The organism is Cytobacillus citreus (assembly GCF_018343665.1).
GTDB classification, from domain to species: domain Bacteria; phylum Bacillota; class Bacilli; order Bacillales; family Cytobacillaceae; genus Cytobacillus; species Cytobacillus citreus.
Window position 1 is genome coordinate 1,010,497 of record NZ_JAGYPM010000002.1, and the last position, 22,426, is coordinate 1,032,922.

Sequence of the window (22,426 nt, forward strand, 5' to 3'; positions counted from 1 at the left end):
AAAAAGGTTAAAGAACAACCTTCTCGTCGGCCTGTCTTATGCTATGCCTGAGGGTGATCAAGGCGCTTCCGCTTTTCTTATCCCTTGTGGTTTTTGTACATCCATAGGATTCCTGATTTAAGTATTCGAGCAACTCTGCCTGTGATGGCACGGTCTGCCACAAGTCCGAATCCGTGTTTTTTGCCAAGTGAGCCAAGTACACCTTTTAGCTTTATGGTCGGTAGCGATTCAGGAAGTTCTTCACCTTTCCACCGTTTCAATAGGATTTGTACAATTTGCTCAGCCTGACCTTCTGCAAGCTGGGCACTAGGTGCATGAGGTAAGCTTGCGCAATCACCTACAACATAAACATGTCCATCATTTGGAAGATTATGATGTTTTGTTAAAACGACACGTCCTTGAGTATCTTTTTCTATATCCATTTCACGAACGACTTTATTTGGCTGAATTCCTGCTGTCCATACAATAACATCACATGGAATAGGCTCGTCATGGTTAAATAGAACTTTATCCTCTACACGTGTGATATTTGAATGACTAACAATTTCTACATCATGGCTGTCAAACCATTTCTCCACATACAGGCTTAATCTTTGCGGGAATGCGGAAAGGATATGGCTGCCTCTGTCAAATAATTTTATTTTTAAATCAGGTCGACTTTCATGCAGCTCCGAGGCTATTTCAACTCCGCTAAGACCAGCACCAACGATTCCCACAATTGAACCAGGTGTTAAATTATTTAATGCCTGATAGGTAGCACGAGATTTTTCAATTGTTTGAATGCTGTATGTATATATATCTGCACCCGGAACATTGTGGTACTTATCTTCACATCCTAAACCAATAATCAAATCATCATAAGGAACAGGCTGCTCATCTTGCAAGAGAATTTTTTTATTTTCGAGATCAATTTTCGTAATTTCCCCATATTTAATTGTTAGTCTAGGGTGCTCTGGGTAGGATACTCTAACATGTTGATCAGAAATAGTACCTGCTGCTAATGCGTAATATTCTGTTTTTAAGCAATGATAAGGAACACGATCGATCAAAGTAATAGATACATCTTCTGGAAGCTGGTTAGGTAAAAGACGAGCAAGAACCCTCATCCCACCGTAGCCTCCGCCAAGTATCACAAAATTTTTCATTTTGAAATCCCCTTTAAGTCCGTTCTAATGTAGTATTTTTTTGCAAAAGAGCAACAAATTTAAATAATCTTAATCCCATAGAAAGTATAACTAAATTGTGACAAAATCACAACCAAATAAGGAAAGAACTTGACAAAACATAACAAAAGGTGATAAAGAAGCATTTTTTAAATATTGGTAAGAGAAATATTCTGATGCACTTACGGATGGTGTAAAAATATTGCGGAAATATGTGAAAAAAGGTAGCATAATAAACGTATGTTTCAATTAAATTTAAATCCATTTCAAGGCGCTTGCGCTTTTTTAAAGGTTAATTAAGTATAAATTTTTCGAGTTAGAGAATTGTCTAGCGTAAGCAGCTACCCCCGACGTACAGGACGTACTAGTGTCGACAATGCGACAGGACAAGGAAAGCTTCGTCAGCGAAACATCGCACGACCAAAAGTGAAGAATTTTGGGAGGAAGTCGCGCTTTTGTCGACGTTCCTTTGCAAAGGCGCTTGCGCTTTTCAAATTGAGGTGATAGAAATGATTAAACCAATCATTGAGTTTTGTGTTAGTAATTTGGCTAGCGGATCTCAAAAAGCACTAGAAATATTAGAAAAGGATTATGACCTAGATGTGATTGAATATGGCTGTCTCGGCTATTGCGGCAAATGCGCATCTACTTTGTTCGCTTTAGTGAATGGTGATGCAGTGACAGGTGAAACTCCTGAGGAATTAGTTGAGAATATATATCAATACTTAGAGGATAATCCAATGTTTTAATTAGAAAAATTCAGCAATCGCCAATTTTTTCTGGCGAATGTTTAGTTTTTCTTATGCGGTATACTTTGCAGTTATCGAAATTACTTTATTTTTATAAACTAATACTATCCTTTAGCTCAAGAAACCCCTATTTGAACAATAGGGGTTTCTAAATTTCTTGCGCTTGTTTTTCAGTCTTTTGGTTTTCCCGAATTTCATACCATCGTTCTCTGGCCATATCAATAATTCCGGATTCGACTGTTTTGTTTTGTTTTTCAATGACTTTTGAAAAGAATTTAACGGCTTGTTCATTTTGATTGGTTCTCCTCGATAATTCACCAATCAAATAAAGCATTTTTACTTCTGATACTTGGGTGATATTATAATCATCCGCCATATAAGAATCTAAATAAGCCTTCGTTGCAAGCTTCAAAAATCTCTGCTCTTGTTCTTCATTTTTTGTGCTTCTGTATAGCCAAGCAAGCCTTACATAAATTCCAGCAATAATAACATGCTTTTCTTTTTTCAATAGCCCACTGTATACAGCTAATTTGTAGGTCTTTATGGCGTCAGTTATACTGCGTTTTTGTCCGAAATCACGAGAAACCCACTGGTGACACACTTTATCTTGGATGTCTTCAACTGTTCCCGGTGGAAAATAAGGTGAAAAATCCTTCGTGGAAGAATAGCCGCAATGCGGGCAAACACTCACATGATATAATAGTGGATTTGTTTCATCAGAAGTATAAATGGGACAAAAATCAGTATCATAGCTTGTTACTTTTATAAACCTAGAACGTAGCTTTTTAGTAGTAAAGGATTTTTTACACATTCTACATTCACAGTTTTTATCAAAGATTGGTTCAATCTCTGTCATTACGATCGCCACCTAGGAGAAAAGTTTTATTCAACAATTAGATATGTATTTCATTATAACTATTATTATACTCTTTTGTATGATGAAAGCACTATGGATCTGTTTATAAAAAATAACAATATTGTTAAAACAAATCTTTGATTAGGAAACAAAAAATGTATAATTCGGATTAGTTGAGGACAATGACTGCAGTGTATATACTAGAATGAAGAGATGATTCATAAGATAATGTCCTTGTTAAAAACAATGCTGGCATTATTAACAAAGCTTAAATATTAGGGAGGTAAAAATATGAACGACGTTGTGTTTATATCTGAAGCAGCAGCTTTGCAAATAAAGGAAATGATGAAGGCAAATGAAGAAGAGAACGCCTTATTGCGTGTTTCTGTAAAGGGTGGAGGTTGTAGTGGTTTGTCATATGGAATGGGATTTGCACATGAAGTAGAAGAAAATGATACTCAATTCGAGCAGCATGGAATTCAAATTCTTGTGAACAAAGAGGATGCACCCATTCTTCAAGGAACGAAAATTGATTATAAGCAATCTATGATGGGTGGCGGGTTTACGATCGATAATCCAAATGCCATTGCTTCTTGTGGTTGTGGTTCATCGTTCAGAACTGCTAAAAATACCGGAACGCCTGAGGAATGTTAATTTTTACAATCTAAAGGAAAATGAAAATTAATTAACCCTGTAACAATAAGGGGGTACCCATTTATTAATTGGATACTCCCTCTAACTAAATAATAAAATTTAGCTTTTTTCGAATTAGAAAAACACCTGTTCTTTGATTCCAAAGGTGCTTGCTCTTTTTTAATTAAACATAGAGCTGCTGTGCATAGGCTGGATTTTTGCTTTTGGATCAATGTAAGCCTTTGCATGATTAACTGCTGTAGGAGCTTCTCCAAAGCCGCAAGCAATAAGTTTAACTTTGCCATCATACGTACAAATGTCTCCGGCTGCATAAATTCCTGAGATATTTGTTTCCATTTTGGAATTGACGACGATGGAGTTCTTTTCAATTTTAAGTCCCCATTCTTTAATTGGACCAAGTGATGAAACGAATCCATAGTTACAAATTACTGCATCTACATCGATTGTTTCTTTTTCCTTGTTATTTACACCTTCTAAAATAACTTGGCTAATGCCTTTATCGTCACCGATTAATTCTACTGGGACAAAAGGTGTCTTAATATCAACCTTTGAGTTATTCAGATTTTCTACACTATGCTCGTGGGCACGGAATTTATCGCGTCTGTGAACAATCGTTACCTTTTCAGCTACTGGCTCTAGCATTAATGCCCAGTCAACAGCAGAGTCTCCTCCGCCAAATACAACGACCTTTTGACCAGCAAATTGATTTAAATCGTCAATAAAGTAATGCAGGTTCTTACCTTCATATTGTGCTGCACTCTCTAACTCAAGTCGTCTCGGTTGAAATGCACCGTTTCCAGCCGTAATAATTACTGATTTCGTATAATGAATTTCTTTATTCGTTGTTAGTTTGAATGTACCATCTTCTTGTTTCTCGAGCTTCTCTACAGATTGCTCAAGAGCAGCAGCAGGTTCGAACTTTGCCATTTGCTCCTTTAAATTATTGATTAAATCTTGTGCACGTACTTTTGGAAATCCTGCTACGTCATATATGTATTTTTCTGGATAAAGGGCCGATAATTGTCCGCCAAGCTGTGGCAAGCTTTCAATAATTTTCACAGAGGCTTGTCTCATTCCTCCGTAGAAAGCGGTAAATAATCCAGTAGGGCCTCCACCGATAATCGTGATGTCATATACCTTTTGATCTTCTTTCACTCCATATCCCCCCAAAATAAATAGTACAATTCCACCCTATATCATAACATAATTTCTAGTAAAGCTCACATTCTTGTAAAAAGATTGTGAATAGGATAATTAATCTAAACAGAGTCAGATTGTTAAATGGTTAATAAAAAAATGAATTTGCAAAACGTATTTTCTTCACTTTTTTAGGCTTGAAATCCTAATTGAAAACGCATAATATGAATTGTAGGTATAATGTTAATATTTTGTGACAAATTTTTAACTTTTTTTGACATCTTAAGTGAATTTCATCACAAACTCTTTGTATTGACAAATAAATATGAAGAGCGGCGGTTTATAGAGAATTTCGCAAGAATAAGGAAAATTTTAAAAAAGGTGGAAGATATACGTTGAGAAAGCAAAAGATAGTTATCTTAGGAGCAGGCTATGGTGGATTAATGACTGCTACTCGTTTACAAAAAACTGTAGGCGTAAATGAAGCCGAAATCGTTTTAGTAAATAAGAATGAGTATCATTACGAAACAACTTGGTTACATGAAGCATCTGCTGGAACGCTGCACCATGATCGCGTTCGCTATGATATTAAAACTGTTATTGACCAAAATAAAGTTGATTTTATTAAAGATACAGCCGTTGAAGTGAAAACGGATGAGAAAAAGGTAATCCTTGAGAATGGCGAAATTGATTATGACTATTTAGTTGTTGCGCTTGGAGGAGAGTCTGAGACATTTGGAATCAAAGGCTTAAAAGAGTATGCGTTTTCAATTGTGAATGTCAACTCTGCTCGTCAAATTCGTGAGCATATCGAATACCAATTTGCTACTTATAGTTCAGAAGCTGAGAAAAAAGATGAGCGTCTTACAATTGTTGTTGGTGGGGCTGGGTTTACAGGTATCGAATTTTTAGGCGAATTAGGAAATCGTATCCCTGAGCTATGCCGTGAATATGATGTTGATTTTAAAAAGGTGAAGGTCATTTGTGTAGAAGCTGCACCAATGGTTCTTCCTGGATTTGATCCTGAGCTTGTTGAATATGCTGTTGCCCACTTAGAGAAGAAAGGCGTAGAATTCCGCATTGGTACAGCGATTAAAGAATGTACTACTGAAGGAATTATCGTTGGAAAAGGTGAAGAAGAATTAGAAGAAATAAAAGCAGGTACAGTTATTTGGGCTGCGGGTGTAAGAGGAAACTCACTTATTGAGAAATCAGGTATTGAGGCAATGCGTGGGCGTGTGAAAGTTCAGCCAGATTTAAGAGTGCCTGGTCACGACAATATTTTTATTATCGGAGATTGTTCATTAATTATTAATGAGGAAATTAATCGTCCATATCCCCCAACAGCTCAAATAGCAATGCAACAAGGGGAAACATGTGCGAGAAACTTAGTATCATTAATAAGAAACAAAACGGAATTAGAAACATTTAAGCCAGATATTAAAGGAACTGTATGCTCTTTAGGTGAAGACGATGCAATTGGAGAAGCATTCGGCAAGAAAATGGTTGGTTCAAAAGCTTCATTCATGAAGAAGATGGTGGACAACCGTGCTCTCTATATGATCGGCGGACCATCGTTAGTACTTAAAAAAGGGAAATTTAATATTTTTTAATCAAATTTCTAGAAAAACTAAGCGTTCGCGAAGTCCTTTTGGCGAATACTTAGTTTTTCTTTTGTGATCACCTATGCAGAAACTATATTCTAATTAGTACGCTAACAAATTTGAATATCCTTAACTATTTAAGTCTGGCCTATTTTTATTTTAAAAAAATCTGAACAATAAACGATTCTTGATTAATTTTCCATGCCGGCCTGAAATCATGTTTGTTATTTGTTACACTAAAAATATAGATTCAATAAATATTGGGGGATTTTTTATGGAGGATAGAAAAAATAGGGGTAAGGTATGGCTGGCCGTTTCTGGCCTTGTCATCGCGCCGGATAATAAATGGCTTGTTGTCAAGAAAAAGTACGGAGGTCTAAAAGGAAAATGGTCCTTGCCTGCCGGATTTGTCAATCCAGGAGAAACGGCAGATGACGCAGCAATCCGAGAAGTACTAGAGGAAACAGGAATAAAATGTACAGTTAAAGAGATGATTGGCCTGCGTACAGGTGTCATAAAAGAAGAAATTAGCGATAATATGATCCTGTTCCTGTTAGAACCCTTACCAGAACAGAACATTCAAGTACAAGCTGAAGAGCTATATGATGTGCAATTTATTGATCCATTTGTATTGGCTGAAGATAAGGGTGCTTCTGTGCTTCTAAAATTTTTAGTTCATAGATCAGATTCATCAGCCAAGCCATTATATGATGGAATCAACCCTGGGGACCAGTTTGGATATACAGCTTACAAACTGTTTATTTAAGTTCAGTGTCATAAAAATGAAAACGCTACATATCTAGAATCATACTTGGCATACTATTGTCCGATTAAATAATTGACGCCATAATTTACATTCAGTACACTAAATATTGATGTGCTGAGGGAGGAACAGAATCAATGCAAATGACTATTTTCGTATTGCCTATTTCCATGCTGCTTTTCTTTGTATTATTTTTTGGAATCGGTTTTATATTAAATATGCTGCTAAGAATGTCTTGGGTTATGGCAATAATTTATCCGATTATCGCAATTCTGATTATTGATAAGGTACGGTTTATAGAATATTTTCAAAACACAGGAGAAGCCCTTTCCAGCTTAGGTAATGAATTATCACAGCTTGCAACAGCGGATGTGCTTATTTTAAGCAGCGGGTTGGCGGGGGCTATCCTTGCTGGGGTAGCAATAAAAATTCTTCGCAAAAAAGGATATCAAATGTTTTAAATGTCTGGAAATCTCTACTTTTAGTGGGGGTTTTTTACATGTTAAGTATAAATTGCCGGCGCGGAAGATGATTCGACGTAGTTGCCAATTTTAGGAATTAAGTACGACGGACAGGACATGGAAGGCTTCGATAGCGATTAACATCGCACGAAGGAAAAGCGATAGCTTTTACGAGGATGTCCTAGTCGGGCGAATGCCACAGGATAAGGAAAGCTTCGTCAGAGATACATCGCACGACCAAAAGAGAAGCTTTTGGGAGGACGTGGCATATATGAGCGCGATAAGTGCAACTACGCCTCTGTCTTCGCCTTTCCAAGGCTCGCCAATCGACGAGTTTTCTTTATTTTTATGTGTATTTTTTGAAAATTCATTATTATTTTTTCTTCAATCATGAATATTCCTTTGAAAGTTGGGAAATGAATATTCTTGGGAGGAGTGAAATAATAAAATGAATAGTATAAAAAATTGGACAAGACGAATAATAATGTCAATTCTATTTTTAACAGCATTGTTTACAACCTTTCAATCTATTTCTGGGGTTCAAGCAAAATCTTTTGCAAATTATTTTAATAAAGAGGATTTACAGCGAAGCAAGAATGAGGATGATGGTATTTTCGATCATTCCTTTAAGACAGTTGGGATTGCCTTTAAATATTTAAAGCAATTAGCTAATTCCGACTTAAAGATTTCATCAAGTCTTGCTGTGACTGGGCAGCCGCTTAAATTAGAAGATGCCATTGACTGGACAAAATATCCCGTTAGAAAAGTGACAGCAACAGGATATACGGCCTATTACGAATCGACAGGTAAAAATCCTGGACACCCCGGATTCGGTATTACATATTCAGGTGTAAAGGTGAAAAGAGATTTATATTCAACAGTAGCGGCAGATCTTAATGTATTCCCGCTTGGCACAATTCTTTTTGTACCGGGTTATGGCTATGGTGTAGTAGCTGATAAAGGTGGAGCGATTAAAGGGAATAAAGTAGATCTCTATTATGAAACAGTAGATGATGTTTATAATCAATGGGGCAAAAAGACACTCGATGTCTACATCGTTGAAATGGGAGACGGCTCCATAACAGAAGAAGAAATACTTGCATTAAACGAAGAAGAATCCATGCAAGTATTTCGTCAACAATATATAAAATCAGAGCGAAAATAAAAAGACAGGCAAATCCGAAAAATGGATTTGCCTGTCTTTTATTTATTCACTGAAGAATCTTAACTTTCTCTACTAGAATGAAATAAAGGCATCAGGGTGGATTTTCTTCGCAAGTCTAACAGCACCTTCAATTAATCGTGGAGAGGGTCTACAATAAAGCTCTTCTTCTAAGACAAGAATGTTACCATTTTTAACGGCTTTCATTTGACCCCAATTCGGTCTTTTTAGAACAATATCCGGTTTGACCTTTTCCTTTCTTACACCAACCCATGCTAGGCAAATATAATCAGGCTGTCTGGAATATACATCATCCCAATCCGTTTGTACGCTTGCAAGGGCAACATCCTTAAACAAGTTGGTAGCTCCAGCAAGCTCACTAATTTCAGTAAGCCAATTTACTTCTCCTGGAGTAAATACTGGCTTAGGCCACCATTCCCAATAAAGTGTAGGCTTTTTCTCAATTTTTGCTGCAATCGACTTCAAGCCTTCAATTTTTGAACGGAAATTCAAGGCTGCCTTTTTTCCTGCTTCAGGCCGCCCTAAAGCATTTGCAGTTATAATTAAATCATTTTCGATATCTGTTAGGCTTTGAGGATTTAAGGTGATATGGGGAATATTCCTGCTGACCAATTCTTCGATGTTTTTTTCCATACCAGGTACACTTAATGAAGCAATAACTAGATCTGGACGCAGTGCCTCTACCTTATCCATATGAATAGATAAATCCGGTCCAAGGCGAGGAAGATGCTTAATTTGTTCAGGCCAATCAGAGTAATCATCAACTCCTATAAGAAGGTCAGTAAGCCCCAAATATTCGATTATTTCAGTATTACTTGGACAGATCGATACGATTTTCAATCCAATCACCCCTTTTTAGTTTCATTTTTGAATGAGATTATAATGAAACAAGAAAATGAAGACCAAGCGTTAAAAGAATTCCTGTTAATCCGCCAAAAAACACTTCAATTGGCTTGTGGCCGAGCAATTCTTTTAGCTCCTTCCGCCTTTCTTGTACTGCTTTTTTCTGCCACATCTTTGCTTCTTCAACAAAACGATTAAAGTCAGAGACTAATTGATTTAATACGATTGCTTGTTCACCAGCCTGTCTTCTTACCCCAGTTGCATCAAACATTGTAATGATGGCAAACACAGCTGAAACAGCAAACACAGCCGAATCTAAGCCTGTTTCTAAAGCAACTCCAGTTGAAAGGGCTGTAACGGCTGCCGAGTGTGAGCTCGGCATTCCCCCTGTGCTTGTAAGCAAAGACCAATTTAGTTTCTTTGTAGCGATGAAATGGATTGGCACTTTCACAAATTGGGCGAATAAGATAGCTGCAATGGCAGCCCAAAGAGGGAAATTCATTAATAATTGCATGGATTAACCACCTTTATGTATAAGAATCAGGCACAATTGCATATCTGCATTAGGTAAAAGAAAATGCGATTAAAGTGTTAAGACCCGAGTCCTTTTGTTAAGATGATAATAATAAATCTTAGATAGTGCAATGTTTTTTAAAGAATAATCACCCCTTTTTGCGATTTAGAGAAATGACTAGTTCCATAAGTGCTTGCGCTTTTCTTAGTTGATGATTATTAGAGGAGTGATCATAGTGGCAGAATACCCAATAGAGTATTACGAGTTTTTCATAAAATTTAATGAAGGGGATTATTATACATGTCACGATCTTCTCGAGGAAATGTGGATGACAGATAAAGGGAATTTATTTTTCAAAGGACTTCTGCAAATGAGTGTGGCAATCTATCATTATGAATACGGAAACGTAAAGGGAGCACGACTCATGATGAAAGCTGCTCATGATTATTTACAGGAATACCGTCCAAAGCATTGGGGGCTTGATTTAGAGAACATATATATTTTTATCGAAAAATGTCATGTTATTTTTCCAAAAGACATAAATCGTGTTCCTTTTGAAGAAGTAGAATCTCTTCCGAAATTGCCTAAATTATATTTATATCTTAATGATTAGACCGTCGAAATATTTCCCTTTTTCCGCTATAATGAGAACATCTAATATGGGGGTGAAGGAATGTTTACAGTAATAAAAGAAATGAACTACTCGAATGAGCATGGGTGTCTGATCCTAGGTATTTTTGAAAAACCTAATAAATTTGAAGGCAGTCTAGCTTATGTGGATAAGCAATTTGAAGGCCAATTAACAGAGCTTGTAAAAAGCGGGGATCTTTCTGCAAAGAAGAAATCGGTTTCAAAAGTACATACTTTCGGAAAAGTTGGAGCAAAGAGATTATTTGTAGTCGGGCTTGGCCGTGAGAAGGATTACTCCTTTGAAGTTTTGCGCGAAGCATTAGGAAAAACCTTTAAAGCGGTAAAAGCTGCAAAGCTTCAAGATGCAGCCATCTACTTAGATTCTTTTGTAAATGATGATGTTGATGCCTTGGATGCAGCACATGCTGTAAGTGAAGCGTACGCGATGTCTACCTATTGTTTTGAAGGTTATAAACAAAAGATCAATGAACCTGAGAGATCAATTAATTCCATTTCAGTTTATTGTGAATTAACAGAGGCAGAAGATGTTAATGCGGCGTTAACGGTAGGATATGCATATGGAAAAGGGACAAACTCTGCACGTACACTTGTGAATCTTCCTGGAAATATGCTTACAGCCACCGATATGGCTAACTATGCGAAAGAACTTGCAGCCAAATATAACTTTGAAGCGGAAATTCTTGATAAGGAAGATATGATAAAGCTTGGCATGGGAGCGTTATTAGCTGTCAACCAGGGATCAACAGAGCCGCCAAAAATGATTGTACTTAAATATCAAGGAAAAGAAGAATGGACAGACGTCATTGGTTTAGTCGGAAAAGGAATTACATTTGATACAGGCGGCTATTCATTAAAGACGAAAGATGGAATTGTTGGAATGAAATCGGACATGGGTGGTGCTGCTGCAGTTCTTGGCGCAATGGAGATTATTGGTGAGCTAAGACCAGAACAAAACGTTGTTGCTGTTATTCCTTCAACTGATAATATGGTCAGCGGCAATGCTCTAAAGCCTGACGATGTCATTACTTCCATGAGCGGAAAGACAATTGAAGTATTGAATACGGATGCAGAAGGACGCCTTGCTTTAGCGGATGCCGTTACATATGCTAAACATCATGGTGCAAATTATCTTGTTGATGTGGCAACCTTAACTGGTGGTGTCATTGTAGCACTTGGAAACGACACAACAGGTGCTTTAACAAACAATGAGGCATTGTGGGAGCAAGTTCTTGAAGCTTCCTATGAAGCTGGAGAACCAATCTGGCGCCTGCCTTTATTTGAAAGAGACAAACAAAGAGTTAGAGGCAGTAAAATTGCTGATTTAAATAATTCCCCAGGACGCGAGGGCCATGCCATTATGGGAGGCGCGTTCGTAGGAGAATTTGCTGGGGAAACTCCATGGGTTCATCTTGACATTGCAGGAACTGCTACAACTCGAAAAGAACATGATCTTGGACCATCTGGTGCTACAGGTGTCATGGTTCGAACGCTTGCATTACTTGTTGAAAGATTTGAAGCTGAAGAAAAATAGTAGAAAAGGCTCTGGAATTTTCCAGGGCTTTTTCTTTTGAAAAATATTTGACAGAAAAACATAATATATGATAGTTTTATATCTACGTTTTAGTTCTCTACCAGTTTAGCACAGTGAAGCAAAAAGAAAGAGAGGATTTCATCATGAATGCTGTTGTTCTAGCAGTTTTCACAATGCTTATACTTAGTCTCCTAAGGGTTAATGTCGTATTTGCCTTAATTGCGGGTGCGCTTGTTGGAGGCTTGTCTGGCGGATTAGGTATCCACCAAACAATCGAGGTTTTTTCCAATGGTCTAGGTGGCAGTGCTGAGGTTGCAATGAGCTATGCTTTATTAGGCGGTTATGCCATTGCTTTATCTAGAACAGGGCTTCCTAACTTAATCGTTGAATGGATTCTTCAAAAGGTTAGTAAGGATGGAGAATCGAAGGTGAAGAGTCTATCAAAAGCACTTATAATTTTGTCTATATTAATTATGTCATGTTTTTCTCAAAATGTTATTCCAATTCATATTGCCTTTATTCCAATTCTAATTCCACCATTATTAATAGTGATGAATGAATTTGGTATAGATCGCCGTTTGATAGCTTCAGTATTAACTTTTGGCTTAACGGCTCCTTATATTCTTCTACCAGCAGGTTTCGGAAAAATATTTCATGAAATCTTAGCTGATAATATGACGAGTAGTGGACTTGTAGTTGATCCTGCCGATATTCCAAGAGCGATGCTTATCCCGACAGCTGGACTAATACTTGGCTTGCTATTCGCGATATTTTTCTCATATCGAAAAACTAGGACGTATAAACAGCATGATGTAATAGAAATGGAGAAAACACATTATTCAAAGGTTGGCATCGTTTTTTCACTTATTTCTATTGTTGCTGCACTATATGTACAAATCCAACTAGACTCCATGATTTTCGGTGCAATGACAGGTATTCTTGTGATTTATTTAAGCGGAGCTGTGAAATGGAGGGAAGCTGATCAGCTTTTAACAGATGGAATGAAGATGATGGCCTTTATCGGCTTTGTTATGCTTGCTGCATTTGGATTTGCAGATGTGTTAAAAGCAACCGGTGATGTAGAAAAGCTTGTAGAGCAGGTAGCAGGAATTATTGGAGACAATAAGTCGCTTGCTGCACTTCTCATGCTTATTGTGGGACTCCTAGTGACAATGGGAATTGGTTCTTCCTTTTCGACGATTCCGATCATCGCTACGATTTTTGTTCCATTATCATTGGAACTTGGCTTTAGTCCAATGGCGACTATTGCCTTAGTAGGTACTGCTGCCGCACTTGGCGATGCGGGTTCACCAGCTTCAGATAGTACCTTAGGGCCAACAGCCGGGCTTAATGTGGACGGGCAGCATAATCATATTTGGGATACATGTGTACCTACTTTTCTTCATTACAATATCCCGCTTATTCTATTCGGCTGGGTAGCCGCAATGATTCTGTAATAGTAAAAAAAGCAGCTTCGGAATCCAATCGAAGCTGCTTTCGTTTAAGGATATAAATAACTTTTTTAATAGAGAATTGTCTAGCTCCACAAGAAGTACTGCGCGAGCGTATGCATCGTAAGAACCATTGTCCGAAGGCGCTTTAAGTTTTTCTAATTAAAATCCAAATAATGTTGTAATAATATTTTTCTTTTTGATTTTTTTCCTAGGTAGTTCCTTTTCGAAAACGAACAAATTTTCCGCAGGGATGTTTTTCTTAGAAATGTCATGTCTTGCTTCAAGTTTTTCTATCCGTTCAATTAGCTGACTAAGCTCTGCTTGGAGATCCTCGATTTCCCGTCGGTGCTGGAAAAGCTGATAGGATACAACATCATCAGCTTTTCCATTTATTCTTTGCTCCAATTCTTCTAATTTCTTTAGAATCTTTTCGGTTGCATGGTCGTTTATACTTACAGATGCTTTCATTGTTCCTCTCCTGGCTTTTTTGTCGGTAATGGATACATCCTGCAGGATAATGCCTTTATTAAGCTGCTCCTGCACCTGTCTGAGCAATTGAATATCTTCCTCTGTGAATAAATAATGGCCAAGTTCATTCCGATCCATTTGGAGCTCCAGCTGTCGTACCCAACGCTGCACCGTGCTCGGCGAAACCCCTAACAACTTTGCAACAGCACTTGTATTCATACTGATCTCCTCCTTATTAACAATGGAATTCTCCTTTGAATATCGGATTCCTTCCCATATGACAAAACAAGTTTCTATTCGGCAAAGAAAGTGGATTTATTACAAGTTTTCTTGGATCTGTTGTTTTGAGTGTTAATCGTCAAATCATGACAAAGTTCCGTATAGATTATTTAATTGATGTTGATTATTTCTATTTCAATAATTATACTTAGGATAGCTTTAATTATTATAATAATTTGGAATTGTTTGGAAAGGGGATAATTGACATGATCATTGGAGTACCTAAGGAAATAAAAAACAATGAAAACCGTGTGGCTGCGACTCCTGCTAGTGTTTATACACTTGTAAAAGCAGGACATCAAGTTTTAGTTGAATCTGGCGCAGGTCTTGGAAGCGGGTTCACGAACGAAAATTATAAAGAGGTTGGAGCAGAAATCGTTCCTTCAGCTGTAGAAGCATGGGCAGCAGAAATGGTCATGAAGGTTAAAGAACCGCTTGAGTCAGAATATACATATTTCCGTGATGGATTAGTATTATTCACATACTTGCATTTAGCTGCAGAGCCTGAATTAACAAAAGCATTAAAGGAGAAGGGTGTCACTGCTATTGCTTATGAAACTGTAGAAGTAAATCGTACATTGCCATTACTTACACCAATGAGTGAAGTAGCAGGCCGCATGGCAACTCAAATTGGCGCGCAATTCTTACAAAAAACGAATGGCGGAAAAGGTATTTTGCTAGCTGGAGTTCCAGGTGTTTCACGCGGTAAAGTAACCATTGTCGGCGGGGGAGTAGTTGGGATCAATGCTGCGAAAATGGCCATCGGTCTTGGTGCAGATGTAACAATCATTGACCTTAGCCCTGAACGTCTTCGTCAATTAGATGATATTTTCGGCAATAGCATTCAAACATTAATGTCAAATCCATTCAATATTGCGCAAGCAGTGAAAGAAAGCGATTTAGTAATCGGTGCTGTTCTAATTCCAGGTGCAAAAGCACCGAAATTGGTTACTGAGGAAATGGTTAAGGAAATGGCTCCTGGCTCAGTTGTTATTGATGTGGCTGTCGACCAAGGTGGTATTTTCGAAACGGTTGACCATATTACAACTCATGATAACCCAACCTATGAAAAGCATGGAGTTGTTCATTATGCAGTTGCGAATATGCCTGGTGCTGTTCCAAGAACATCCACAATTGCTCTTACAAATGTAACTATTAATTATGCATTACAAATTGCTAATAAAGGTGTTAAGAAAGCAGTTGAAGACAACCCTGCATTAAAACTTGGTGTAAATGTCTTGAACGGTAACGTTACTTACCAAGCAGTTGCTAAAGACCTTGGTTACGAGTATGTACCTGTTGAACAAGCATTTGAAAACTGATTCTAGAAAAGCATGTTTATTTAACAATAGTAAATAATAATTTCAATAGACGACTCTTTCACCAAATGGTTGAGTGGGAAATTTACAAATTGTATTTGACATGCTAAATAAATATGTATATAATTTTTCGAAAATAGTTTAAACATTGATGAGGATTAGTAAAGTGAAACTTGTTTATCCTAGAGAGGAGGCCATCTGCTGAAAGGCTTCTATAAACAGACTCTTGAACCTGCCTCTGAGTTCTGTATCGGATGTTTTACTGAAGATACATGCGGGTCCATATCCGTTATCATGATTCGAGTGTAAAGCCTTTGCTTTAAATTAGGGTGGTACCGCCATACTTTGGTCCCTAATTTTGAGCAAGGCTTTTTTTATAGCTATTTTTAAAAAAATTTCATATAAAAATAAAACTTGGGGTGTGAAAAATGGGAAAAGAATTTGTTAAAGATATTACAGCAATGGATGATGACTTTGCCCAGTGGTATACAGATGTCGTAACAAAGGCAGATTTAATCGATTACTCAAGTGTACGCGGATCGATGATCATCCGTCCATATGGATATGCACTTTGGGAAAATGTAAAAACTGAATTAGATAATCGCATTAAAGCTACAGGGCATGAAAATATCTATATGCCGCTATTTATTCCAGAAAGCCTTTTACAGAAGGAGAAGGATCATATTGAGGGCTTTGCTCCTGAGGTAGCTTGGGTTACTCATGGGGGTTCAGAGGAGCTGACAGAGAGGTTATGTGTCAGACCTACTTCTGAAGTGCTTTTCTGTGAGCATTATAAAAATATTATCCACTCATATCGAGATTTGCCTAAGCTATACAATCAATGGGCAAATGTCGTGAGATGGGAAAAGACAACAAGACCGTTCCTTCGCACGCTCGAGTTTTTATGGCAGGAAGGACATACATGCCATGCAACAGATGAGGAAGCACATGAGGAAACGAAGAAAATGCTAGAGGTATATGCTGATGTTTGTGAGAATGTTCTTGCTATCCCTGTTGTAAAAGGACAAAAGACAGACAAAGAAAAGTTTGCTGGTGCAAAGTTTACATATACGATTGAAAGCTTAATGCATGACGGAAAAGCTTTACAATCAGGAACTTCGCATCATTTAGGAGATGGATTTGCTAAAGCCTTTGGCATTCAATTTACAGATAAAGACGGGCAGCTCCAATATGTACAGCAAACATCATGGGGATTCACAACTCGTATCATTGGAGCCATGATCATGGTTCACGGGGATGATAGAGGTCTTGTCATTCCACCAAAAGCAGCTCCTACTCAAGTGATGATCGTGCCAATTGCTCAGCATAAAGAAGGAGTTTTAGACTTTGCCTATCAATTAAAAGAATCGTTATCCGCGATTGCGCGTGTGGATATTGATGCAAGCGATAAAAAGCCAGGCTGGAAATTCAATGAATATGAAATGAAAGGGGTTCCGCTTCGATTAGAGGTCGGGCCGAAGGATATTGAAAATAAGCAAGTCATTCTAGCAAGACGTGATACTGGGGAGAAGGTCATTGTCAGTATGGACCAATTAGAATCCCAAATTGAAATCATATTAGATGACATTCAACGTAATTTATTCGCTAAAGCGAAGGAGCTTCGTGAACAAAAAACATATTCTGCTACTACTTTTGATGAACTTAAAGATATTTTTACGAATAAAACAGGTTTCGTTAAAGCAATGTGGTGTGGGGACAGAGAGTGCGAGGATCAAATAAAAGAGGAAACAAGTGCAACATCTAGATGTATTCCATTTGAACAAGATTCAATTTCGAGAGAATGTGTTTGCTGTGGCCGTGAAGCAGAACAGCTAGTTTATTGGGCAAAAGCTTACTAAAGAAATGGTAGCGATAAGCAACTTTTATGAAAAACTAAGGTCCATGTAAAAAAGGCCTTAGTTTTTTTAGCTAGTAGGAAAGTTTAAATTTATTATGTATTAAAGTAAAGTTGAAAATGGCAAACGCCAAGTTTTTCTAAAAATGATAAGATGTATATATAAATTTTTTTAATCGGTATCAATAATATAGAACAGAAAAAATTTTTGAAAATAAAAATATTAATAAATCATTTTACCCCGTATCTTTTCAGACTTCTGCTTCGTTTTACAGATAGGAAGGTGTTAAAGGAGTGAAGAAAATGTACAGTGAGCTTAGTAAAGGGAGCAAGCGGAGCGAGGAATCAAATGAGAATGTATTTATTGAATTGTATCCTGGGCTACAGCGATATTGCCGCTTTCTTTCCAAAAATAAATGGGATGGAGAAGATATCGCTCAAGAAACGATTTTAAAAGCAATTCAGCATTATCAAAGTAACAATAATATGAATGCTGCTTTATTAAATAAAATTGCCTATCATCATTGGATAGATACAGTTCGTAAGCGAAAGCATGAAACCATTGAGGAATCTCCTGCTTTAAGCACATTTGAAGATAAGAGCCTTATAGAAACAGTTGAAAAATTAACACAGCAATTCACACCGAAACAAGCAGTGATATTTACCTTAAAAGAGGCATTTCATTATAAAACAAGTGAAATTGCCGAATTGCTAGGCATTTCAGAAACAGCTGTGAAAAGCAACCTGTACCGAGCGAAAAAGAGGCTCATACAAGATGATTCCTTTGATGTAGGACCTTTTTGGAGTAAGGAAGAGCATGTTTTGTTAACTGAGCTCTTCTACGAGTCATTAAGGACACAGGATCCGTCTCGCTTGTTAAAAATGCTTCCGGTCATTAACTCCCTAGCCAGAAAAGATCAAGCTCCGCAGCTTGATAAACGAACAACCAAAAGACCATTTACTCCTTCAACCACCTTCTCTATGGCAGCATAGCTTTGTTAAAACGAAGAGGAGGAAATCAGTTTGAATACTATACCTTATGTAATTGAACAATCGGGCCGTGGTGAACGTTCGTATGATATTTACTCTCGTCTATTGAAAGATCGTATCATCATGATCGGGGATGAAATTAATGATCATCTGGCAAATAATGTGGTCGCTCAATTATTATTTTTAGCTGCTGAAGACCCTGATAAAGATATCTCACTGTATATCAATAGCCCTGGTGGCTCAACTTCGGCTGGATTTGCGATCTTCGATACAATGCAATTTATAAAGCCTGACGTTAGAACAATATGCACTGGGATGGCTGCATCATTTGGAGCAATGCTTCTTCTTGCTGGAACGAAGGGGAAGCGTTATGCGTTGCCCAATAGTGAGATTATGATCCATCAGCCTCTTGGAGGAGCACGTGGGCAAGCCACAGAAATTGAAATCTCCGCACGCCGTATTTTAAAACTTAAAGATCATCTTAATCAAATTATCTCTGAACGCACTGGACAGCCTGTAGAAAAAGTATCCAAAGATTCAGACCGCGACTACTTTATGAATGCAGAAGAAGCAAAGGAATACGGGATCATTGACGACATTTTGGTTCCGAAGTGATTTTGGCTATCCATAATTGTTCTACTGTAAGCCCACTCAAAACCTCCTGAAATTGCATATGAAGTAGTGTAGGCAAAATAATAGGAGGTTGCTCATTATGTATTATTACAGAGGAATACCCCATCCTGGAGAAGAGAGATTCTTTTTCGGTGCTCCATTTTTAGGTGGTTTATTTGGCGGCTTACTTGGAGGGGCTGTTGGAAGTGCCCTGTTTGCACGCCCGATTCCAGTCCCGTATCCGTTTCCGTATGCACCATATGGACCAGGCTTTGGCCCATACGGACAAGGTTTTGGTCCATACGGTTATGGACAATCGTTTTATTAAATCTATTATAGATTTTTGTAGAAGAATAATTAAACAAAGAGCCAACAGATTTTATGACATATTGAGTAATCGTCATAAAATCTGTTGGCTGCTTTTTTATTTGTCTAGCTCCAGGCGCCATCGGCTCGAGATCATAAGCCAATCCGTCACAAAGGTTAAAGAGCAACCTTTATGCCGGCTCGTCTTATGCTTGTCGCCGATAATCAGGCGCCTTCCGCTTTTCTATTTGTCTAGCTCCAGCGACTAGCCCCGACGTACAGGATGTACTAGTGTCGACAATGCGACAGGACAAGGAAAGCTTCGCCAGCGACACATCGCACGACCAAAAGACAGCTTTTGGGAGGACGTCGCGTTTTTGTCGACCTCGAGGTCATAAGTCATGCCGGCAAGAAGGTTAAAGAACAACCTTTATGCCGGCCAGTCTTATGCTTGCCGCCGAAAAGTTGGCGCCATCGGCTTTTCTTATTTCCATCTTAAATTTAATTTTAAACTACAGCATTCTTGGTATTTATCACCTGATTCAAAAGTTAGGATAAGACCATCAGGAGTATACTTAACGATAGGGATTAGGACTACACCTGTTGATTTAATCATATTTTCAATTTTTTTTTGGTCGGCTGCTTGAGCCGCACTCATTAATTCTAATGAGAAGCGTCTTGAACCAGCCATTTTTGCTAATAATAGGCTTGCATCATTCATGAGCTTTTTCATGTTTTGGGCAGAATTCATAAACTTTCCCGGATCAATAGGAGGATATTGCCGATAGCTTAATTGCTGATAATAAGGAAAGTAAGGATCATTATAATGTTGTTGATAGTTTTGGTAATAATAATGGGGCATCAAGGAAATAATCCCCTTTCTAAATTAATTTCTTTTAACATGATTTTATTGTATGCAAAGTGGGCTTTCTGTGTGTTGGATCTACACTATATAAATGGGTTAGAACTCTGTTATAGTAGGATTAATAGCGTAGAAAGGGGAAAACGGAATTGAACTTAAAAAATACACTTATCGAAGCTCTTGGGATGGAGATTATTTCACTTGAAAAAGGTAAGGTCGTTGCAACAATGCCTGTAGATGAACGGACTCGGCAGCCATTTGGCCTATTGCATGGAGGAGCATCAGTTGCACTAGCTGAGACAGTTGCAAGTATTGGTGCCTACGAGCTTGTAGATAAAGAAAAGGAATCGGTTGCAGGACTTGAAATAAATGCCAACCATATTAGAGGAAAACGGGATGGCATGGTTACTGCAATTGCAACTGTGCTTCATCAAGGGAGAACAACAATGGTATGGGATATTAAGATTGTGGATGAAGAAGAGAAATTGATCTGTGTATCAAGATGTACAATGGCTGTTCTAAAAATTAAATAGGCAGTGTTAAAGCTCAGTGTTGAAAATGCTATTTTGTTGTTGATTGGAGCGGAAGGCACGAGACTCCGGCGGGAAAAGCGAGTCATAGGAAGACCCCGCAGGAGCGATAGCGACGAGGAGGCTTCTGGACCGCCCGCGATCGCTAAGTGCCTGCAGCGGAAATCAACAAGGAAATTAAACATAGCCTAAATAAAAAATAGGAAGGACTGGTTCTGATTGTAAAAGGGAGCAGTCCTTTTTTGCTATTAGGAAATAATAAGTGTATGAACGAGCAAAAAAATTAAGTATAATATCGCAAAAGAAAGATTAATTGTTTCCTTTTAAATGGATATATCGGTCACTTTTTCATTATATCGGTCACATTCGCTGATATATCGGTCACTTTTTCATTATATCGGTTACATTCGCTAATATATCGGTCAGATCAACATTATATCGGTCAAAGAGAAAAAGCCTGAGGGGCATGCCAATCAAAAAGTCATTCAATAGAAGGATCAGACTTTTTCTGCATACCTCACAGGCATAGATAATCGTTTGATTAATTTTTCTTTTTACTCTTTGCTGCTAATTTCAAATCGTCCTGGACACTTTTATCCCAAAGCTTAACACCAGAGTTGTAAGCAGCGCGGCTAATGAGGTGGCCTGCAACTGGTGAGGTTATAAAGATAAAGACAATTCCGAGTAGAACACTAGAATCGAAATGCCCTTTCTCAACATAAAAGTAAAGAAAGGTCCCAAGTAATATCGACATTACCCCTAAGGTGGCTGATTTAGATGCAGCATGGTTTCTTGTATAAACGTCAGGGAATTTAAGGACTCCAAAGGCAGCTACAAGACTTAAAAATGCTCCAATAATGATAAATAGAACAATGATTATATTAATTATCCCGATCATGATCAAAAATAACCCCCTTTTCCAAATATTTGGAGAAGGCAACTGTGCCGATAAATGAGAGAATTCCGAGAAGCAAAATAATTACTAAAAATGCGTCTGTTTTTAGTAATATCGACGTTAAAGCAACGATAGCAATAAGGTTGATACCAATAGCGTCTAGGGCAACCACTCGATCTGGAATGGAAGGTCCTTTAATGACCCGATATAATAAGGCAAGTATCGCAACCGATATAGCAAATATGGCTATAAGTACGACTGTTTCAATCATTATCGGCTCACCTCCATTATGGCTTTTTCGAATGAATCCTTTATCGATATAATCGCATCCTCTACATCATCAATATCAATTGCGTGAATATATAGAAGCTTATTATCCTCTGATACATCAACAACAAGTGTTCCTGGTGTCAACGTGATTAAGTTTGCTAAGATCGTTATTTCCCATTCCTTCTCTAGCACAGTTGGCAAAGCAAAAATGCCAGGTCGAATATCGAGCTTTGGTTTCAATACAAGCTTGATGACCGAAATATTCGAAAGGATTAGCTCTTTAATGAAGAGGAGAACGAGATTAATGGCAGCTATCACTCTTAAAAGGTAAAAGCGAGACTGAAAAAATCTTCTGAAAGAAAAAATAATAACTAGCCCTAGTAAATATCCCTTTAAAAATGTAACTGGTTCGTATGACACAGTGAAAAACATCCATAAAAACCCGAGAAATACATTTAACAATATTTGAAATGCCAT

Annotated in this window: 25 protein-coding genes and 1 other annotated feature; of the genes, 15 read left to right on the top strand and 10 right to left on the bottom strand. The window is 37.8% G+C overall.

Annotated elements, in window-relative coordinates:
* Positions 1-77: 77 nt before the first annotated feature.
* A complete protein-coding gene (locus tag KHA94_RS10925) occupies positions 78-1,145 on the bottom strand; it encodes an NAD(P)/FAD-dependent oxidoreductase (RefSeq protein WP_213102118.1) in 1,068 nt (355 codons plus the stop codon).
* Positions 1,146-1,672: 527 nt separating this feature from the next.
* Between KHA94_RS10925 and KHA94_RS10930 the strand changes: the two genes are divergently transcribed.
* On the top strand, positions 1,673-1,912 hold the full coding sequence (locus tag KHA94_RS10930) for a YuzB family protein (RefSeq protein ID WP_213102119.1): 240 nt from the start codon (positions 1,673-1,675) through the stop codon (positions 1,910-1,912).
* A 148-nt stretch (positions 1,913-2,060) separates the two neighbouring features.
* Here the strand turns inward: KHA94_RS10930 and KHA94_RS10935 are convergent, their stop codons facing one another.
* Positions 2,061-2,768: a DUF2225 domain-containing protein gene (locus KHA94_RS10935; protein WP_213102120.1), complete on the bottom strand. Its 708-nt coding sequence runs from the start codon at positions 2,766-2,768 to the stop codon at positions 2,061-2,063.
* Positions 2,769-3,059: 291 nt separating this feature from the next.
* On the opposite strand from KHA94_RS10935, the gene KHA94_RS10940 reads away from it, so the two are divergent.
* Positions 3,060-3,422 carry a HesB/IscA family protein gene (locus KHA94_RS10940; protein ID WP_213102121.1) on the top strand — a complete coding sequence of 121 codons (363 nt, stop codon included), beginning with the start codon at positions 3,060-3,062 and terminating at the stop codon, positions 3,420-3,422.
* 159 nt (positions 3,423-3,581) lie between these two features.
* Here the strand turns inward: KHA94_RS10940 and KHA94_RS10945 are convergent, their stop codons facing one another.
* Complete coding sequence (locus KHA94_RS10945; RefSeq protein ID WP_213102122.1) at positions 3,582-4,577, bottom strand: NAD(P)/FAD-dependent oxidoreductase; 996 nt, start codon at positions 4,575-4,577, stop codon at positions 3,582-3,584.
* A 377-nt stretch (positions 4,578-4,954) separates the two neighbouring features.
* Between KHA94_RS10945 and KHA94_RS10950 the strand changes: the two genes are divergently transcribed.
* The 4 genes from KHA94_RS10950 to KHA94_RS10965 all read left to right on the top strand — a co-directional run bounded on the left by KHA94_RS10950 (position 4,955) and on the right by KHA94_RS10965 (position 8,552).
* Positions 4,955-6,172 carry an NAD(P)/FAD-dependent oxidoreductase gene (locus KHA94_RS10950; RefSeq protein WP_213102123.1) on the top strand — a complete coding sequence of 406 codons (1,218 nt, stop codon included), beginning with the start codon at positions 4,955-4,957 and terminating at the stop codon, positions 6,170-6,172.
* Positions 6,173-6,437: 265 nt separating this feature from the next.
* Complete coding sequence (locus KHA94_RS10955) at positions 6,438-6,929, top strand: NUDIX domain-containing protein (RefSeq protein WP_213102124.1); 492 nt, start codon at positions 6,438-6,440, stop codon at positions 6,927-6,929.
* 134 nt (positions 6,930-7,063) lie between these two features.
* A complete protein-coding gene (locus tag KHA94_RS10960) occupies positions 7,064-7,387 on the top strand; it encodes a YuiB family protein (RefSeq protein ID WP_213102125.1) in 324 nt (107 codons plus the stop codon).
* 448 nt (positions 7,388-7,835) lie between these two features.
* Positions 7,836-8,552: a 3D domain-containing protein gene (locus tag KHA94_RS10965; protein ID WP_213102126.1), complete on the top strand. Its 717-nt coding sequence runs from the start codon at positions 7,836-7,838 to the stop codon at positions 8,550-8,552.
* Positions 8,553-8,624: 72 nt separating this feature from the next.
* Here the strand turns inward: KHA94_RS10965 and KHA94_RS10970 are convergent, their stop codons facing one another.
* Entirely contained in the window at positions 8,625-9,410 is a 786-nt protein-coding gene (locus KHA94_RS10970; RefSeq protein WP_213102127.1) for a cobalamin-binding protein, read from the bottom strand.
* Between the two features lie 37 nt (positions 9,411-9,447).
* Positions 9,448-9,927 (bottom strand): divergent PAP2 family protein, encoded by a 480-nt coding sequence (locus tag KHA94_RS10975; RefSeq protein WP_213102128.1) that lies wholly within the window; start codon positions 9,925-9,927, stop codon positions 9,448-9,450.
* Positions 9,928-10,162: 235 nt separating this feature from the next.
* On the opposite strand from KHA94_RS10975, the gene KHA94_RS10980 reads away from it, so the two are divergent.
* The 3 genes from KHA94_RS10980 (at position 10,163) to KHA94_RS10990 (ending at position 13,566) form a co-directional block, all read left to right on the top strand.
* Positions 10,163-10,540, top strand: a complete 378-nt coding sequence (locus KHA94_RS10980; protein WP_213102129.1) for a DUF309 domain-containing protein — start codon at positions 10,163-10,165, stop codon at positions 10,538-10,540.
* 60 nt (positions 10,541-10,600) lie between these two features.
* The gene (locus KHA94_RS10985; RefSeq protein WP_213102130.1) at positions 10,601-12,109 is read left to right on the top strand and encodes a leucyl aminopeptidase; all 1,509 of its coding nucleotides are present in this window, start codon (positions 10,601-10,603) and stop codon (positions 12,107-12,109) included.
* A 143-nt stretch (positions 12,110-12,252) separates the two neighbouring features.
* A complete protein-coding gene (locus KHA94_RS10990) occupies positions 12,253-13,566 on the top strand; it encodes a Na+/H+ antiporter family protein (RefSeq protein WP_213102131.1) in 1,314 nt (437 codons plus the stop codon).
* Between the two features lie 156 nt (positions 13,567-13,722).
* Here the strand turns inward: KHA94_RS10990 and KHA94_RS10995 are convergent, their stop codons facing one another.
* A complete protein-coding gene (locus KHA94_RS10995) occupies positions 13,723-14,250 on the bottom strand; it encodes a MerR family transcriptional regulator (RefSeq protein ID WP_213102132.1) in 528 nt (175 codons plus the stop codon).
* A 266-nt stretch (positions 14,251-14,516) separates the two neighbouring features.
* Here KHA94_RS10995 and ald point away from each other — a divergent pair, with 266 nt between their 5' ends.
* From ald to KHA94_RS11020, 5 genes are all read left to right on the top strand, one after another.
* Positions 14,517-15,632, top strand: a complete 1,116-nt coding sequence (ald, locus tag KHA94_RS11000; RefSeq protein ID WP_213102133.1) for an alanine dehydrogenase — start codon at positions 14,517-14,519, stop codon at positions 15,630-15,632.
* A gap of 136 nt (positions 15,633-15,768) precedes the next feature.
* Positions 15,769-15,986: a binding site (T-box leader), on the top strand.
* Positions 15,987-16,057: 71 nt separating this feature from the next.
* A complete protein-coding gene (proS, locus tag KHA94_RS11005; RefSeq protein WP_213102134.1) occupies positions 16,058-17,488 on the top strand; it encodes a proline--tRNA ligase in 1,431 nt (476 codons plus the stop codon).
* Between the two features lie 299 nt (positions 17,489-17,787).
* A complete protein-coding gene (locus tag KHA94_RS11010; protein WP_213102135.1) occupies positions 17,788-18,477 on the top strand; it encodes a sigma-70 family RNA polymerase sigma factor in 690 nt (229 codons plus the stop codon).
* 30 nt (positions 18,478-18,507) lie between these two features.
* Positions 18,508-19,089, top strand: coding sequence for an ATP-dependent Clp endopeptidase proteolytic subunit ClpP (gene clpP, locus KHA94_RS11015; protein WP_213102136.1), 582 nt, complete (start codon positions 18,508-18,510; stop codon positions 19,087-19,089).
* Positions 19,090-19,186: 97 nt separating this feature from the next.
* Entirely contained in the window at positions 19,187-19,414 is a 228-nt protein-coding gene (locus tag KHA94_RS11020) for a hypothetical protein (RefSeq protein WP_213102137.1), read from the top strand.
* Positions 19,415-19,876: 462 nt separating this feature from the next.
* On the opposite strand, the gene KHA94_RS11025 is transcribed toward KHA94_RS11020, so the two are convergent.
* The gene (locus KHA94_RS11025; protein WP_420828159.1) at positions 19,877-20,254 is read right to left on the bottom strand and encodes a YuzC family spore coat inner layer protein; all 378 of its coding nucleotides are present in this window, start codon (positions 20,252-20,254) and stop codon (positions 19,877-19,879) included.
* Between the two features lie 149 nt (positions 20,255-20,403).
* On the opposite strand from KHA94_RS11025, the gene KHA94_RS11030 reads away from it, so the two are divergent.
* Positions 20,404-20,787 (top strand): hotdog fold thioesterase, encoded by a 384-nt coding sequence (locus KHA94_RS11030; RefSeq protein ID WP_213102139.1) that lies wholly within the window; start codon positions 20,404-20,406, stop codon positions 20,785-20,787.
* 538 nt (positions 20,788-21,325) lie between these two features.
* Here KHA94_RS11030 and mnhG read toward each other — a convergent pair.
* The 3 genes from mnhG to KHA94_RS11045 are packed head-to-tail and all read right to left on the bottom strand — an operon-like array spanning position 21,326 to position 22,426.
* Positions 21,326-21,682: a monovalent cation/H(+) antiporter subunit G gene (gene mnhG, locus KHA94_RS11035; RefSeq protein ID WP_213102140.1), complete on the bottom strand. Its 357-nt coding sequence runs from the start codon at positions 21,680-21,682 to the stop codon at positions 21,326-21,328.
* On the bottom strand, positions 21,666-21,950 hold the full coding sequence (locus tag KHA94_RS11040) for a Na(+)/H(+) antiporter subunit F1 (RefSeq protein ID WP_213102141.1): 285 nt from the start codon (positions 21,948-21,950) through the stop codon (positions 21,666-21,668). The genes mnhG and KHA94_RS11040 overlap by 17 nt, the downstream gene beginning before the upstream one ends.
* Positions 21,950-22,426, bottom strand: a complete 477-nt coding sequence (locus KHA94_RS11045) for a Na+/H+ antiporter subunit E (RefSeq protein WP_213102142.1) — start codon at positions 22,424-22,426, stop codon at positions 21,950-21,952. The genes KHA94_RS11040 and KHA94_RS11045 overlap by 1 nt, the downstream gene beginning before the upstream one ends.